15 protein-coding genes are annotated in these 14,620 nt (G+C 63.9%); 8 read left to right on the forward strand and 7 right to left on the reverse strand.

All coding sequences use genetic code 11. The features are described 5' to 3' along the window. Nucleotides 1–2 precede the first annotated feature (2 nt). Nucleotides 3–1,259: an alkaline phosphatase family protein gene (locus HF690_RS07830; RefSeq protein WP_168609058.1), complete on the reverse strand. Its 1,257-nt coding sequence runs from the start codon at nucleotides 1,257–1,259 to the stop codon at nucleotides 3–5. Nucleotides 1,260–1,304: 45 nt separating this feature from the next. On the opposite strand from HF690_RS07830, the gene HF690_RS07835 reads away from it, so the two are divergent. The 4 genes from HF690_RS07835 (at nucleotide 1,305) to HF690_RS07850 (ending at nucleotide 4,017) form a co-directional block, all read left to right on the forward strand. Next, a complete protein-coding gene (locus HF690_RS07835) occupies nucleotides 1,305–1,673 on the forward strand; it encodes a hypothetical protein (protein ID WP_168609059.1) in 369 nt (122 codons plus the stop codon). 90 nt (nucleotides 1,674–1,763) lie between these two features. Beyond that, nucleotides 1,764–3,434 (forward strand): urocanate hydratase, encoded by a 1,671-nt coding sequence (gene hutU, locus HF690_RS07840; RefSeq protein WP_168609060.1) that lies wholly within the window; start codon nucleotides 1,764–1,766, stop codon nucleotides 3,432–3,434. 124 nt (nucleotides 3,435–3,558) lie between these two features. Continuing rightward, nucleotides 3,559–3,792 carry a hypothetical protein gene (locus HF690_RS07845; protein WP_168609061.1) on the forward strand — a complete coding sequence of 78 codons (234 nt, stop codon included), beginning with the start codon at nucleotides 3,559–3,561 and terminating at the stop codon, nucleotides 3,790–3,792. Between the two features lie 75 nt (nucleotides 3,793–3,867). After that, nucleotides 3,868–4,017 carry a hypothetical protein gene (locus HF690_RS07850; RefSeq protein WP_168609062.1) on the forward strand — a complete coding sequence of 50 codons (150 nt, stop codon included), beginning with the start codon at nucleotides 3,868–3,870 and terminating at the stop codon, nucleotides 4,015–4,017. Between the two features lie 49 nt (nucleotides 4,018–4,066). Here the strand turns inward: HF690_RS07850 and HF690_RS07855 are convergent, their stop codons facing one another. Beyond that, the gene (locus HF690_RS07855; protein WP_205300814.1) at nucleotides 4,067–5,227 is read right to left on the reverse strand and encodes a GGDEF domain-containing protein; all 1,161 of its coding nucleotides are present in this window, start codon (nucleotides 5,225–5,227) and stop codon (nucleotides 4,067–4,069) included. Nucleotides 5,228–5,396: 169 nt separating this feature from the next. Continuing rightward, entirely contained in the window at nucleotides 5,397–5,951 is a 555-nt protein-coding gene (locus tag HF690_RS07860; RefSeq protein ID WP_168184609.1) for a DUF1543 domain-containing protein, read from the reverse strand. Between the two features lie 214 nt (nucleotides 5,952–6,165). On the opposite strand from HF690_RS07860, the gene HF690_RS07865 reads away from it, so the two are divergent. Next, the gene (locus tag HF690_RS07865; protein ID WP_168609064.1) at nucleotides 6,166–6,507 is read left to right on the forward strand and encodes a zinc ribbon domain-containing protein YjdM; all 342 of its coding nucleotides are present in this window, start codon (nucleotides 6,166–6,168) and stop codon (nucleotides 6,505–6,507) included. 67 nt (nucleotides 6,508–6,574) lie between these two features. On the opposite strand, the gene msrA is transcribed toward HF690_RS07865, so the two are convergent. Together msrA and msrB are read right to left on the reverse strand one after the other, a co-directional pair. Next, nucleotides 6,575–7,087 (reverse strand): peptide-methionine (S)-S-oxide reductase MsrA, encoded by a 513-nt coding sequence (msrA, locus tag HF690_RS07870; protein ID WP_113063366.1) that lies wholly within the window; start codon nucleotides 7,085–7,087, stop codon nucleotides 6,575–6,577. A gap of 10 nt (nucleotides 7,088–7,097) precedes the next feature. Beyond that, nucleotides 7,098–7,547 carry a peptide-methionine (R)-S-oxide reductase MsrB gene (gene msrB, locus HF690_RS07875; RefSeq protein WP_168609065.1) on the reverse strand — a complete coding sequence of 150 codons (450 nt, stop codon included), beginning with the start codon at nucleotides 7,545–7,547 and terminating at the stop codon, nucleotides 7,098–7,100. Nucleotides 7,548–7,722: 175 nt separating this feature from the next. On the opposite strand from msrB, the gene HF690_RS07880 reads away from it, so the two are divergent. Further along, entirely contained in the window at nucleotides 7,723–8,421 is a 699-nt protein-coding gene (locus HF690_RS07880) for a GNAT family N-acetyltransferase (protein WP_168609066.1), read from the forward strand. Between the two features lie 21 nt (nucleotides 8,422–8,442). On the opposite strand, the gene HF690_RS07885 is transcribed toward HF690_RS07880, so the two are convergent. Both HF690_RS07885 and HF690_RS07890 read right to left on the reverse strand, forming a co-directional pair. Beyond that, nucleotides 8,443–11,751 (reverse strand): bifunctional diguanylate cyclase/phosphodiesterase, encoded by a 3,309-nt coding sequence (locus tag HF690_RS07885; RefSeq protein WP_168609067.1) that lies wholly within the window; start codon nucleotides 11,749–11,751, stop codon nucleotides 8,443–8,445. A 241-nt stretch (nucleotides 11,752–11,992) separates the two neighbouring features. Further along, on the reverse strand, nucleotides 11,993–12,760 hold the full coding sequence (locus HF690_RS07890; RefSeq protein ID WP_113063362.1) for a queuosine precursor transporter: 768 nt from the start codon (nucleotides 12,758–12,760) through the stop codon (nucleotides 11,993–11,995). 124 nt (nucleotides 12,761–12,884) lie between these two features. On the opposite strand from HF690_RS07890, the gene HF690_RS07895 reads away from it, so the two are divergent. Beyond that, on the forward strand, nucleotides 12,885–13,850 hold the full coding sequence (locus HF690_RS07895) for an ABC transporter ATP-binding protein (RefSeq protein WP_168609068.1): 966 nt from the start codon (nucleotides 12,885–12,887) through the stop codon (nucleotides 13,848–13,850). Further along, nucleotides 13,847–14,608 carry an ABC transporter permease gene (locus HF690_RS07900; protein ID WP_168609069.1) on the forward strand — a complete coding sequence of 254 codons (762 nt, stop codon included), beginning with the start codon at nucleotides 13,847–13,849 and terminating at the stop codon, nucleotides 14,606–14,608. The genes HF690_RS07895 and HF690_RS07900 overlap by 4 nt, the downstream gene beginning before the upstream one ends. Nucleotides 14,609–14,620: the final 12 nt, after the last annotated feature.

Raw genomic sequence — 14,620 nt, forward strand, 5'->3', positions numbered from 1 at the left:
CCTCAGCGCGCGTCGGGTCGCAGCATGACCTTCATGGTGTCGTAGTCGCCGTCGTTCGGCTGCGCGGGCAGGCCGAGCAGGTGCGTCATCAGCGGGTAGACGTCGACGTTGGGGAATTCCGGCACCACCCGCCCATCATCACGGAACGACGGGCCGTGCGCGATGAACAGCGCACGCATCAGCGGATTGGCGTTGTCGTAGCCGTGCGAACCCATACTGGGTGTGTGCGTGGCCAGCCAGCCGCTGGTGCTGACGGTCCAGCCGGTCTGCGGCGAGCACACGATGGGCGGCACGCGCGGGTTGCTGCCGTAGTGGAAGCGCGCCGGAATGTTCTGCTTCTTCCAGCATTGCATGTGCGGATGCGGCTTCAGCAGCGCGGCTTCCACCGCGGTCGTGCGACCGGGCTTCGGAATCAGGCTGGCCAGTTCGCCCATCGACACCACGGTGACGTCGTGCATGTCGATCAGCTTGTCCATCAGGATCGTGTGGCTGGCCGGCGACGGAGCCATGCCGTGGTCGGACACCACGATGATGTTCATGTGCCGGTACAGGCCGCGCTGCTTCAGACCCGTGATCAGTTTGCCGATGGCCGCGTCGATGCGGTGCATGGCGGCGTTGACCTGCTTCGAGTCCGGGCCGTATTCGTGGCCGTCGTGGTCGACGCGGTCGAAATACAGCGTGAGGAAGGTCGGGCGCTTCTGCGCCGGCAGATCGAGCCACTCCAGAACCTGGTCCACGCGCTGCGTTGGCGTCAGCTTGCCGTTGTAGGGCCGCCAGTGATCGGGGCGGTAGCCGTGGATTCTGGTCGCCGAGCCGGGCCAGAACATGGTTGCCGTCTTCAGACCGTGCTTGTCCGCCGTCACCCAGATCGGTTCGGCCTCGTTCCACCAGCGCGGATCGGCCACGGCCTTGCGGTCGCCGAGGCTGAAGCGACCCAGCTTCGGATCGATCATGTTGTTGTTGACGATGCCGTGATGGTCCGGATACAGCCCGGTGACCAGGGTGTAGTGGTTGGGAAAGGTCAGCGACGGGAACGAGGGTTCCATCGCCTTGGCGCGGACGCCGGTATCGGCCAGGTGCTGCAGATTCGGCGTGATGCCGCGTTGCAGGTAGTCGGCACGAAAGGCGTCGATGGAGATCAGCAGCAGCGGGGCAGGGCGTGTCTGCGGCTGCAGGGAGGCTGAGCGCGGTGAAGGCCCTGCGCAGCCGGCAAGTACAAGGAAAAACAAAGATAAAACAAGGAGAAGGGTACGCTTCATGTCGTTCAGGATGGTGCAAGAAACCATGGAGTATGGTGGACAATCATGACAGTACGCATCTTTTTCCTCTGTGCTTTTTCGGCAACCCTGCTTCTGGCTGGCGCGTCACCGGCGCTGGCACAGACCCAGGGTGTGGAGCGGGTGCGCCAGCAGTCGCAGGTCAACCACCTGCGCGACACCGTGCGAGGCAACGCGCTGCGCGAGCAGCAGCGCCAGCAGACCAGCGCCACCACGGCGAAGGCCTTCCAGAATCCACGCGCGAAGTCGCAGCTGCAGTCTGCCGATCAGGCCCGCTACGACCGCTATCGCGCCCGGCAGCGCACGGCGATCGACGATTTCGCCAGCAAGCAGGCTGCGCAACCCGCGGACGATCAGCGCCGCACCGAACCGGCTCACGCTGCCAGCAGCCACTGACGGTCGCGGTCCCGTGACCGGCTGACGGATTCCGGCCCGGTCGGAAGCATGGCCTATACTCCGTGGCATTTGCGTACCCGGAGAACCTGCATGGCCGCACCGACCCGCATCGACACCGCGCGCGAGATCCATCCGCCGCGCGGTAGCGAGCTTTCCTGCAAGAACTGGCTGATCGAAGCGGCCTACCGGATGATCCAGCACAACCTCGACCCCGAGGTGGCGGAAAATCCGGCCGAGCTGGTGGTCTACGGCGGCATCGGTCGTGCCGCGCGCAACTGGGAATGCTTCGACGCGATCCTGAAGTCGCTGCGCGAGCTGAACGAGGACGAGACGCTGCTGGTGCAGTCCGGCAAGCCGGTCGGCGTGTTCCGCACGCATGCCGACGCGCCGCGTGTGTTGATTGCCAATTCCAATCTGGTGCCGGCCTGGGCCAGCTGGGAGCATTTCCACGAGCTCGATAAGAAGGGCCTGATGATGTACGGCCAGATGACGGCCGGTTCGTGGATCTACATCGGCTCGCAGGGCATCGTACAGGGCACCTACGAAACCTTTGTCGAGATGGGCCGCCAGAGCTATGGCGGCGACCTGACCGGCAAGTGGATTCTCACCGCCGGTCTCGGCGGCATGGGAGGCGCGCAGCCGCTGGCCGCCTCGCTGGCCGGCGCCTGCTCGCTGAACATCGAGTGCCAGCAGAGCCGCATCGATTTCCGTCTGCGCACCAAGTACGTCGACGAGCAGGCCGACGACCTCGACGATGCGCTCGCTCGGATCGAGAAGTACACCAAGGCAGGCGAGGCCAAGTCCATCGCCCTGCTGGGCAACGCTGCGGAAATCCTGCCGGAGTTGGTCAAGCGCGGCGTGAAGCCGGACGCCGTCACCGATCAGACCAGCGCGCACGATCCGGTCAACGGCTATCTGCCGCTGGGCTGGACTGTCGAGGAATGGTTCGAGCGTCGCCAGTCCGATCCCGAAGGCACCCGCGACGCCGCCAAGCGCTCCATGAAACAGCACGTCGAGGCCATGCTGGCGTTCCATGCGCAGGGCATCCCGACCTTCGACTACGGCAACAACATCCGTCAGATGGCCAAGGACGAAGGCTGCGCCAACGCCTTCGATTTCCCCGGCTTCGTGCCCGCCTACGTGCGTCCGCTGTTCTGCCGCGGCATCGGTCCGTTCCGCTGGGTGGCGCTGTCGGGCGACCCGGAGGACATCTACAAGACCGACCAGAAGGTGAAGGAGCTGATTCCCGACGATCCGCACCTGCACAACTGGCTGGACATGGCCGAGCAGCGCATCAGCTTCCAGGGCCTGCCGTCGCGGATCTGCTGGGTCGGGCTGGGCCAGCGCCACAAGCTGGGCCTAGCCTTCAACGAGATGGTGCGCAACGGCGAACTGAAGGCGCCTGTCGCCATCGGCCGCGATCATCTGGATTCCGGCTCGGTCGCCTCGCCCAACCGCGAGACCGAAGCGATGAAGGACGGCAGCGACGCCGTGTCCGACTGGCCGTTGCTGAATGCGCTGCTGAACACCGCCAGCGGTGCGACCTGGGTCAGCTTCCACCACGGTGGCGGTGTCGGCATGGGATACAGCCAGCATGCGGGCCAGGTCATCGTCTGCGACGGCAGCGAGGCCGCCGACAAGCGGCTCGAACGCGTGTTGTGGAACGATCCGGGCACCGGTGTGATGCGCCATGCGGACGCCGGTTACGATGAAGCCATCGACTGCGCCAAGGCTTGCGGTCTGAAACTGCCCATGGTCTGAGAGGTCCATAAAAATCGGCACGATCCGTCGTTTCGGCGATGGATCGTGCCGCTCGCGCACTCCATGACGGAGGGCGCCGGTGCACTCGAATCGAGTGTCCATCCATCACAAGGAGGTTTCGCCGATGAAATTGCGTTCGCTGATCGTTCTTTTCCTGCTGCTCTGGCTCGGCTGGGCTTTCATGGTGCCGAGGGTCTTCGACAACCTGGAAATCGCGGGCGGTTACGGCGACAGCTTCGGCGGCATTTCCGCGCTGTTTTCCGGACTGGCCCTCGCATTGGCGATCTACTCGATGGTGCTGCAACAGCGCCAGTCGGCCGAGTTCGAACGCGCCACGCTCGGTGCGTTGGCGCAGTAGTCCAAGGCAATCAAGCTGATCGAAGACGGCCTGCTCGCGCAAGCCAATCAGGCGCGTGTCACGGCGGTTCTGTATTTGATCGAATCGGAAGGAAAGCGCATCGACCAGTTGCGCGAATGGGGCGAGAAGAAGGGCGATGAAAATCGCTATCAAGGAGGTATCGATGCCGCGCAGCGACGCATCGATGAGTACCGGGAGCAACTGAAGCGATACGCCAGTCAGTGATGAATCGGCTCGGTGGCGCTGGATGAAGCGCTGTGCGGTCGATTCAGATCTACTCGCCGCGCCCTGCGGCCTTGGCGTCGTACATGGCCTGATCGGCTTCGCGCAGGGCGACTTCGGGATCGCCATCGGGGTGCAGTCGGGCATGACCGACGGAGAAGCGCAGGGCAGGGACGTCGGCGTCGGCCTGCCGGACCTTTTCGCGCACGCTGCGCACGCGCTCCTCGATGACCGTGGGATCCATGTCCTGCGCCACGACCACGAACTCGTCGCCGGCATAGCGGATCACGCGGTCGCCGGTGCGGAAAGATTCCTGTAGCGCGCGGGCGAAGCGGGTCAGGCTCGCGTCGCCGGTGTGATGACCCTTCACGTCGTTGATCTTCTTGAAGTCGTCCAGATCGAAGAACAGCACGGTCGCTCCGCTTCCACGTGCTTCATCGAACATCGCGGGCAGGGCGCGCCGGTTGAACACGCCGGTCAGGTGGTCGCGCTTCAACAACTGCTGCATCTGTTTCTGCGCGACACGCAACTCATTGTTCGAGGCGGTCAGTTCATGCTGGATCAGGCGGTAGGAAGTCAGCAGGCAGCCGAGTGCGATGATCCATTCGGCGGCGGTGTCGAAGGAGGAGTGTGCGGCCACGAGCACGGACAGTGCCGACCCAGCGGAGGGCGGCGTGGACCAGATGTGCAGCCCGTAGGTGTACACCGAGACCAGCGACAGCGCCGTGCGTAGGGTGAATCCCGCAGTGACCCAGCCGAAGCGCCCGCCATAGCGCAGCAGGTAGATCGTGCCGGCACCGAAGCTGAGTGCGATCACGCTTTCCTGGATGATTCCGAGTTGCTGCAGCGTCTGACTCGCGTAGGCGACGACCACAGCGAAGAGCGCCGTGGCCAGGGTCATTCTTACGTAGGTGGAGCGTTTCGCCGGGCGACCGACGAAATGGCTTACGCCGACAATGAGCAACAGCACGAACATGGTCTTGCAGAAGGTGTAGCCGATGCCGGCCAGTGTCCGGATCCAGCTCAGTTCGGGCCGGAAGATCCAGTAGGCGATGGTGACGCCGAGCGCACCGAGGTTGAACAGCCAGGCAGCGAGCCATGCGTTCAGTTCTCGTCGCCGCAAGGACATGGCCAACGCGATGAAGAACACCGCGATGATCAGGTTGGACGTGGTCTGGGCGATGGTGCTCCAGCGCCAGAGCAGAAGTTCCATCGGCAAGGGTGTTACCTCCTGCTGCCGCGCGAGCGTTCGGCATGGATCTGCCTGGAAGCATCCTAGTACGGATGCAGCATACCCGTCGATGCGGAAGTCTCGAGGTCGCTCGACCTGTCCGGCGCAGGTTGCCGATGCCTGAGGTGGCGGCGATCTCGCGGTCTGTGCATCAGCTTGGACGAGGAGCCTTGTGCCGCTCCTGCCATGCACGGACGGTGGAGGCCGGCAGCGGGAAGTAGCCGTTGGTCACCACGGACGGCCGCGCATCCGCGTCGGGTTCCAGATGCACATGCCAATCCTGCACGCGCCCGATGCGTAGACAGTCGTCGACGTCATAGAGGTCGTCCTTGTGCTGGAGCGTGTGTCCGACTAGCAGTGTCTGTCGGGCCTTGTCCTTGGCTTCGCTCTTGTTGCGCGCGCCGAAGAATCCCCAGGCATGGCGTTCGCCGAATTCGCCCGGGCGATAGCCGCCGATGTTGAGGAAGTACAGGTGCAGGCCGTTGTCCGCCGGCGTGCGTTCGAGTCGCAGACGATATCCCTCGACGCTTTCGAGGAAGCACCATGCATCCACATGCAGACCGTTCGGATCGCCGAACCAGCTGTCAAGCAATTGATCGTGCACGCTCTCGAGCGAGTCGCCGACGGCGAAAGCCACGTCGTGCAGTTCGGTTTTCGCCCGCGGTGCGGTCCCGCCCAGTACGCAGGCAATCAGTCGGTCGCTCATGAGTGAGGCTCGTTGCAGGGGGTGATCGATCCTACTGCAAGTGGGGCTGTGGCGCGGTGCCATCGCAGGTTGCGGCATGGCGTGTGCGGCGGTCCGCGAGCAGGAACGGCGAAGCACAGTGGAAATGCGATAATGCACGGCCTTGTCGCAGAACGATCGCATGCGTCGTCTGCGAGCGATATCTCACGCATGACCGAACAGGACCAGAATTCCGATGAGCAGCTTGCCGCCGTGCCCCCAGTGCGGGTCCGAATACACCTACGAGGACGGTTATCAGTACGTCTGCCCCGAGTGCGCGCACGAATGGTCGAAGGACGATGCGGTCGAAGCGCAGGACGACGGGCTGAAGGTGGTCGATGCCAACGGCAATCCCCTGCAGGATGGCGATGCGGTCACCGTCATCAAGGACCTGAAGGTCAAGGGTGCGTCGTCGGTGGTCAAGGTCGGCACCAAGGTCAAGAACATCCGGCTGGTCGAGGGCGATCACAACATCGATTGCCGGATCGACGGCATCGGCGCGATGAAGCTGAAGTCGGAGTTCGTCCGCAAGGCGTGATGGCGACCGAACCGTCACGGGTCGCATGACGGTTCAGGGTCGTTGGGACAGATGAACGCTGCAGTGGTCAGTCCGTGTTTCCGGCGCGTCGCGGCAGTACCCAGTCCGGCCGGATGAAGTGGCAGGTGTAGCCCGTGGGGTAGTGCTGCAGGTAATCCTGGTGCTCGGGCTCGGCTTCCCAGAAGTCGCCCGCTGGCGACAGTTCGGTGACCACCGGTCCCGGCCACAGACCCGAGGCGTCGACATCGGCAAGGGTGTCTTCGGCGATGCGTTTCTGTTCCTCGCTGGTGTAGAAGATTGCCGACCGATAGCTGCTGCCGACATCGTTGCCCTGACGATTCACGGTCGTCGGGTCGTGGATCTGGAAGAAGAATTCCAGCATGCGGCGGTAGCTGGTGACGGCCGGATCGAACAGGATCTCGATGGCTTCGGCGTGGTCGCCGTGGTTGCGGTAGGTGGCGTTGGGGACATTGCCGCCGGTGTAGCCGACGCGGGTGGCGATCACGCCGGGCTGCTTGCGGATCAGTTCCTGCATGCCCCAGAAGCAGCCGCCGGCGAGCAGCGCGCGTTCGGTGGTCATCGTGATGTCCTCATTGATCGGTGTCGAACAGTTTGCGGTAGTCGCCGTAGCCTTCCTGTTCCAGTTCGGCCACGGGAATGAAGCGCAGCGAGGCGGAGTTGATGCAGTAGCGCAGACCACCGCGGTCGGCCGGGCCGTCGGGGAAGACATGGCCGAGGTGACTGTCGCCATGGCCCGAGCGCACTTCGGTGCGGATCATGCCGTGGCTGGTGTCGCGATGCTCCACCACGTTGTTGCTTTCCACCGGGCGCGAGAAGCTCGGCCATCCGCAGCCGCTGTCGAACTTGTCCAGCGAGGTGAACAGCGGTTCGCCGGAGACGATGTCGACGTAGAGTCCGGCTTCCTTGTGGTCGTGGAAAGCGTTGCGGAAGGGATGCTCGGTGCCGGATTCCTGCGTCACGTGGTACTGCTCGGGCGTGAGCCGGGCGAGGGCTTCGGGCGTCTTGCGGTAGTCGGACATGACGGGACTCGCTGCTGTTTCGGGACAGGGTGCTAAATGGGGGCATCTCTGTGCAGCCCAAGGCCCAGGATTCGAGTGCGCACGGCAGGGCCGGCATCGATTCACAGGGCTGGGGCATCCAGGGCATGTCGTACACTGCGCACCGCACCCGGCATCTCCGGGCGGAACACGCACCATGCACGACACGCTTCTCGACAATCCCTTCTGGTCTTCGCTGCAGAGTCGTCATCGCGCGCTTGCGCTGTGCGCCGGCGATGTCATGCGCTATCCGTCCGAGTACGCGCCGTTCCTCGGTGTGGCCTCGCAGGATGCGGACGTCGAGGAGGCCCTCTCGGAACTGGTCGCCGAGGGCGAGACCTGGCTGCTTCTCGGCGTTGCGCCGAAGCTTTCGAATGCGTGGTCGCTGGAGACGTTCCGGCCCCTGGCGCAGATGGTCTGCGATGAGCCGCTTCCGGTCATCGAAGGACCCGAAGCGATCGAGCTGGACGAACGTCATCGCGACGACGTGCTGGAGCTGGTGGCGCTGGTGTATCCACATTATTTCCGCGAACGGACCACGGAGCTGGGCCGCTATTTCGGCATCTATCGCGACGGTCGCCTGGCGGCGATGGTCGGCGAGCGGCTCGGCACGTCGGATGCGCGCGAGATCAGCGCCGTGTGCACGCATCCGGACTACACCGGGCGTGGGTATGCGAGGCGTCTGATCGCCATGCTGACCAACGACCACCTCGAACGTGGCTGGACGCCTTTCCTGCATGTCAGCCAGGACAACATGCGGGCGCGCGATCTGTATCTTCAGATGGGTTATCGGCAGCGGCGGGAAATCGACTTCTGGGCATTGCGCAGCGCTTCGGGCACGGTCGCTCGGTCCTGATCGGACGGCGCGGAATCCGCTTCAGTGCGGGCCATGCGCTGTGCGCAAGCCGGCGGTTTCGTGCCGGTCCGGCAGACCGTTGCGTATGAGGGTCAGGCATTCCACGGCCGTGACCGGCTTGCTGAAGAGGTAGCCCTGCATGTCCCGGCAGCCGTGTTCCTGCAACATGGCGGCTTCCTCCGGCGTTTCCACGCCCTCGGCGATCATGCGGAATCCCATCGCCCGGGCCATGGCGATGATGGCCTGGACGATCGCGTATTGGCGCTCGTTGTCGTGCAGCCCGCACACGAATGTCCGATCGATCTTGATGGTGTCGAAATCGTATTGCGCCAGATACGTGAGGTTGGAATACCCCGTACCGAAATCGTCCACAGCCAGCCCGATGCCGAGTTCCTTGAGCTGATTCATCAACTCGACCGCCTGTTCCTTGTGCGTGAACATCTGGCTTTCGGTGAATTCGATCTCCACGCATTCGGCGGGGATGCCGGCGTCCTGCAATGCGTTGCGCGTGTGTTCGAGAAGGCGTTCGTTGTCCAGACGAGCCAGGGACACGTTGACCGAGACCGGCACGGTCCTGCCGCCGTCCCGGCGCCACGCCGCGATCTGCTGACAGACTTCGCGCATGACCCATTCGTCGACCTGCGTGATCAGGCCGGCCTCTTCGGCCAGTTCGATGAAGTGATCGGGCGGAATGACGCGGCCGTCCTCGCGCGTCCAGCGCACCAGTGCCTCCGCGCCGATGACCTCGCCTTCGGGCCAGCGCACCTTGGGTTGGTACACGATATGCAGACCGTTCTCCTGTAGCGCGCGTCGCAGCGCATGCTCGAGCGCCAGGCGTTGCTCGGCCTTCTCGCTCATGCTTTCGGTGAAGTAGCTGAAGCGGGAGCGGCCGCTCTGCTTGGCGTGATAGAGCGCGGTGTCGGCCTGCTTCATCAGCGTGCGCGTGTCGGTCGAGTCCTGCGGGAACATGGCGATGCCGATGCTGGCCGAGATGTGCAGTTCACGGTCCTCGAAGGCGATGACATTCTCGATGGCTTGGATGATCTTCTCGGCGATGCGCGCGGCGTCGCGGGGGTCGCCGAGCCGACTGAGAAGAATCACGAATTCGTCGCCGCCCTGACGGCTCACGGTGTCGTCGCCGCGCACGCAAGCACGTAGCCGCCGTCCGACTTCGCGCAGCACATGATCGCCGGCCAGATGCCCCAGGGAGTCGTTGATGTTCTTGAAGTGATCCAGGTCGATGAACAGCAGCGCACCCTGGGTGCCGGATCGAAGGCCGGCCAGCGTGTGCGAGAGACGGTCGTGCAGCAGCACGCGATTGGGCAGGTCGGTCAGGTAGTCGTGCTGCGCCAGGTGCGACATCTTCAGCGCCATGGCACGCGATTCGCTGACATCGTGGAAGACCATGATGCCGCCCACGACCTTTCCGTCGCGGTCGTGGATCGGCGAGGCCGAATCCTCGATCGGCGTCTCCATGCCATCGCGTCGACGCAGCGCGCTGTTGGTCTGCAGGGCGACGATGCGGTCCTCGCGCATGGCCACTTCGAGCGGGTTGAGCGGCGGGTCGCCGGACTCGGTGTCGATCAGTTGCACGACCTGGGCGAAGGACTTGCCGATCGCCTCATTTTCTTCCCAGCCGGTCATGTCCACGGCGATCGGGTTCATCATGGTCACGCGCATGCGTGTGTCGCAGGCCACCACGGCGTCGCCGATGGAGTCGAGCATCATGTGCGCGCGATCCATGGTCTTGTACAGCTCGGACTCGGCCCGCTTGCGCTCGGTGACGTCGACGCCGAGTTTGTACATGCCGCGCACCGTACCGTCGACAATGTGCGGAATGTAGGTCAGTTCGAACGTGCGGCCGGCACGTTCGATCTCGATATTGGCGCGCTTGCCTTCCAGGCATTCCAGCTGCTTGGGGCGCAGGAACTGACTGTAGTGCGGGCCGGCCACATCGGCCGCCGGTCGCCCGATGACTTCGACGGGGTCCAGCCCCCACATCTGCAGGTATCGTGCGTTGGCGAAGCGGTAGACCAGCTGATCGTCGAGGTAGGCGATCAGGGCCGGCACGTTGTCGGTGATCTCCTGCAGGCGCGATTCCAGGTCCTTGCGGTTGGTGATGTCGTGCGCCAGCATGAAGAAGCCGTCCACGCGGTCGCCCTTGATCTGCGGTGCATAGCGGACGTCCATCCGCTGCCCGTTGGGCATGGTGATCTCGAATTGCTGCGCTTCTCCGTTCAGTACCCGCGTGATGCGCGGTGCCATTTGGTCTGCGGTCTCCTGGCCGAAGATATCTGCCGGCGTCTTGCCGATCACATCGGATTCGCGCAGGTCGTACCACTCCAGGTAGCGCATGTTGACGAATTGGTAGCGGCCATCATTGTCGAGCTGTCCGATCAGTCCGGGAAGGTTGTCGGCGATGATCTGCAGACGCGAGGAAGTCTGCTCCAGTTGGTGGGTGATGCGCTTACGCCGGGCGAGGATCACGCTGATCAGCAACGGTCCGGTGGTGGACAGCGCCGAGAAGAAGATCAGTCCGCTTTCTTCAAGGTGCGCGATACCGGTGGCGGGTGGAATCAGGCCCTTGCTCTGCGCGGTGGCGATGATCAGCACGGCGGTGATGTTCAAACTGCAGGCGAGGGTGGTGCCCAGCACGCCGAGCCGATAGGCCACGAGCAGCAACGGGATCGACAAGACGATGAACGGGTTGCTCAGCTCCGTGACGGCGAGCACGGTGACCAGCACGGACAGCGGCGTCAGTATCCAGAACAACGCTGCGCGGTCGCCGAAGAGCAGGTGTCGCATGCGCGTGCCGTTGTAGGCGAGCAGCGGCGGCAGCAGGATCAGCATGCCCACGGCGTCGCCCAGCCACCAGCGCAGGAACGTCGGTCGCCAGGGTGCCTGGAAGTACAGATGCACCACAGCGCCACCGATGGCTGCAGCGGTCATCGGTGCCAGCACCACGGTGGCGGTCAGGCCCAGCAGGAAGAAGCGCTCGCCGAAGAGGCTGCCGCGCTTCAGACCGAACTCATGACACAGCAGGATGGCGACCGCGACTTCCGTCATGTTGGCCGCGCCATAGCCGAGTGAGGCGAGCCATGGCGTGCCCATCGCTACATTGGCGATGCAGGTGGCTACGAAACCCGCGCCGAGCGTAGCCGGCAGCGAACGCAGGTCTCGACGCAGCAGCAGGGCGATGAGCAAGGCGTTCGCGAACCAGGCCTCGGCCACGTACTTGGCCGTTTGCGACCAGGCGATCATGGCGATGGCCAGGATCAGGTAGGCCGTTGAGGCAGCGAGCAGGCGCAGCGCCGCTTTACGGGGCGTCATGTCGGTCACGAACGCAGGTCCTTGTCATTGAAGGGTTCGGACGACCATGGGTCGAAGCTAGCACAAAAAATGCTGTAGCAATGTGTGCTTACGGAAGTTTGTTCATGTTCCGGCGGGCGACGATCCTGTCCTGCGACGCAGACGGGGCGGTGCGCAACGGTTCGCGGCCGCATTGCCTATTGCGCATGACCGGAAGGTCGTTCGGGCCTTCTCAGGTGCACCGTGCGCGGATCGCGCGCAATCAGTCACGACGCAAGGTTTCGAGTTCGCCTTCGTCGCGCAGGCTGAACGGCGTGAAGCGGGTGCTTCGGTCGTAGGCGTCGACGCCTTCGCGGCGTTTGAGGAAACCGACCACAGCGTAGGTCAGCGGCGTGAACACCACCTCCACGGACACCTTCATGATCCAGTTGAACACGATCACCTTGATCAGCGTCTGGCCTTCCCAGATGCCCAGGAATGCCACCGGGTAGAAGGTGAGACTGTCCAAGCCCTGGCCGACGATGGTCGAGCCGATGGTGCGCGTCCACAGATGGCGGCCCTCGGTCCAGATCTTCATCTTCGCCATCACGTAGGAGTTGGCGAAATCGCCCAGCCAGTAGGCCAGCATGGACGCCGCGACGATACGACCGGTGTTGCCGAACACGATCTCCAGTGCCGGCTGCAGCGTCTTGTTGAACGGTTCGCCCGGGCTGGTTGGAATGGCCAGGATGGCCCAGGTCATCAGCGTGGCGAAGGCCAGGCCGCCGAAGCCGGCCCAGATGGCGCGCCGGGCGCGCGAGTAGCCGTATACCTCGGTCAGCACGTCGCCGAAGATATAGCTGAAGGGGAAGAACAGGTTGCCGGCGCCGAAGCTGACCGCGCCCAGCAACGGCAGCGTCACGATGCCCACCTTGGCCGGACCGATCAGATTGGCGCTGAGCAGCACGGCGACCATGCCGCCGACCATCAGGTCGTAGTAGCGGAAGCCGTGGATTGGTGTGGGCGCAGAAGCGGGCGAGGCGTCGGTCATGGGGGCGGCGGTGAGGTTGAAACTATCGAAGATAGCAGTCCGGGGGAGGTCCGCGGTGCGGGCGGTGAGTTTTCTGTACCGTTCCGTGTAGTATTGTGGCTTCTCTCACACTGGGAACGTGCGGATGCAGACTTCGTTGCCCCATGCTGCCGATGAGGCGCAGGCCGACGTCGCCGTGCGCGTGCGGGGGCTGGGCAAGACCTACGCCGGCGGTTTCACGGCCTTGCAGGATGTCGATCTGGACATCCGCAAGGGCGAGCTGTTCGCCTTGCTCGGCCCCAACGGCGCCGGCAAGACCACCCTCATCAGCATCGTCTGCGGCATCGTCAATCCAAGCCGCGGCACGGTCACCGCCGACGGCCACGACGTGACCCGCGAGTACCGCGCGGCGCGCGAGAAGATCGGCCTGGTGCCGCAGGAGCTGACCACCGACGCCTTCGAGACGGTGTGGAACACGGTCAGCTTCAGCCGCGGCCTGTTCGGCAAGTCGAAGAAACCGGCGCACATCGAGAAGATCCTGCGCGACCTGTCGCTGTGGGACAAGAAGGACAGCAAGATCATGATGCTGTCCGGCGGCATGAAGCGCCGCGTCATGATCGCCAAGGCGCTCTCGCATGAACCGGAGATCCTGTTTCTGGACGAACCCACCGCCGGCGTCGACGTGGAACTGCGCCGCGACATGTGGGAGGTCGTGCGCGGGCTGCGCGAGCGCGGCGTGACCATCATCCTGACCACGCACTACATCGAGGAGGCCGAGCAGATGGCCGACCGCGTGGGTGTGATCAACAAGGGCCGCATCATGCTGGTCGAGGACACCGCCGAGCTGATGCGCAAGCTCGGCGAGAAGCGCCTGATCCTGCAGTTGTCCGAGCCGCTGGAGCGCATCCCCGAGTCACTGTCTGCGCATCGGCTGGAGCTTGGTGCGGATGGACACGAGCTGATCTACACGTACGACGCCCAGGGCGAACGCACCGGCATCACCGGCCTGCTGCGTGAGTTGAGCGCGGCGGGCATCACGTTCCGCGATCTCAGCACCAAGCAGAGTTCACTGGAGGAAATCTTCGTCAATCTGGTGAGGAGCAGTCGATGAACCTGCGCGCGATCGCCGCCATCTACCGCTTCGAGATGGCCCGCACCCGCCGTACGCTGCTGCAGAGCATCGTCGCGCCGGTGATTTCCACTTCGCTGTACTTCGTGGTGTTCGGCTCGGCCATCGGCTCGCGCATCACCGAAGTCGATGGCGTCAGCTACGGCGCGTTCATCGTGCCGGGCCTGATCATGCTCAATCTGCTCACGCAGAGCGTGTCCAACGCCTCGTTCGGCATCTATTTTCCGAAGTTCACCGGCACCATCTACGAGATCCTGTCGGCGCCGGTGTCGTACCTCGAGATCGTGCTGAGCTACGCCGGTGCGGCGGCGACCAAGTCAATCATGCTCGGACTTATTATCCTGGTCACGGCGGCGTTGTTCGTGCCGCTGCGCATCGAGCATCCCTTCTGGATGCTGCTGTTCATGTTCCTCACCGCGGCGACCTTCAGCCTGCTCGGTTTCATCATCGGCATCTGGGCCGACAACTTCGAGAAGCTGCAGCTGGTGCCGCTGCTGATCGTCACGCCACTGACCTTCCTCGGCGGCAGCTTCTACTCGATACACATGCTTCCGCCGCTGTGGCAGAAGGTGACGCTGTTCAATCCGGTGGTGTACCTGGTCAGCGGTTTCCGCTGGAGCTTCTACGGACTGGCCGATGTCAGCGTGGGTCTGAGTCTGGGGATGATCGTACTGTTCCTGGCGATCTGTCTGGGCGTGATCGCCTGGATCTTCCGCACCGGCTATCGACTGCGCACTTGATCGCCGGTCCCT

The organism is Oleiagrimonas citrea (assembly GCF_012395255.1).
In the GTDB taxonomy this organism is placed as follows: domain Bacteria; phylum Pseudomonadota; class Gammaproteobacteria; order Xanthomonadales; family Rhodanobacteraceae; genus Oleiagrimonas; species Oleiagrimonas citrea.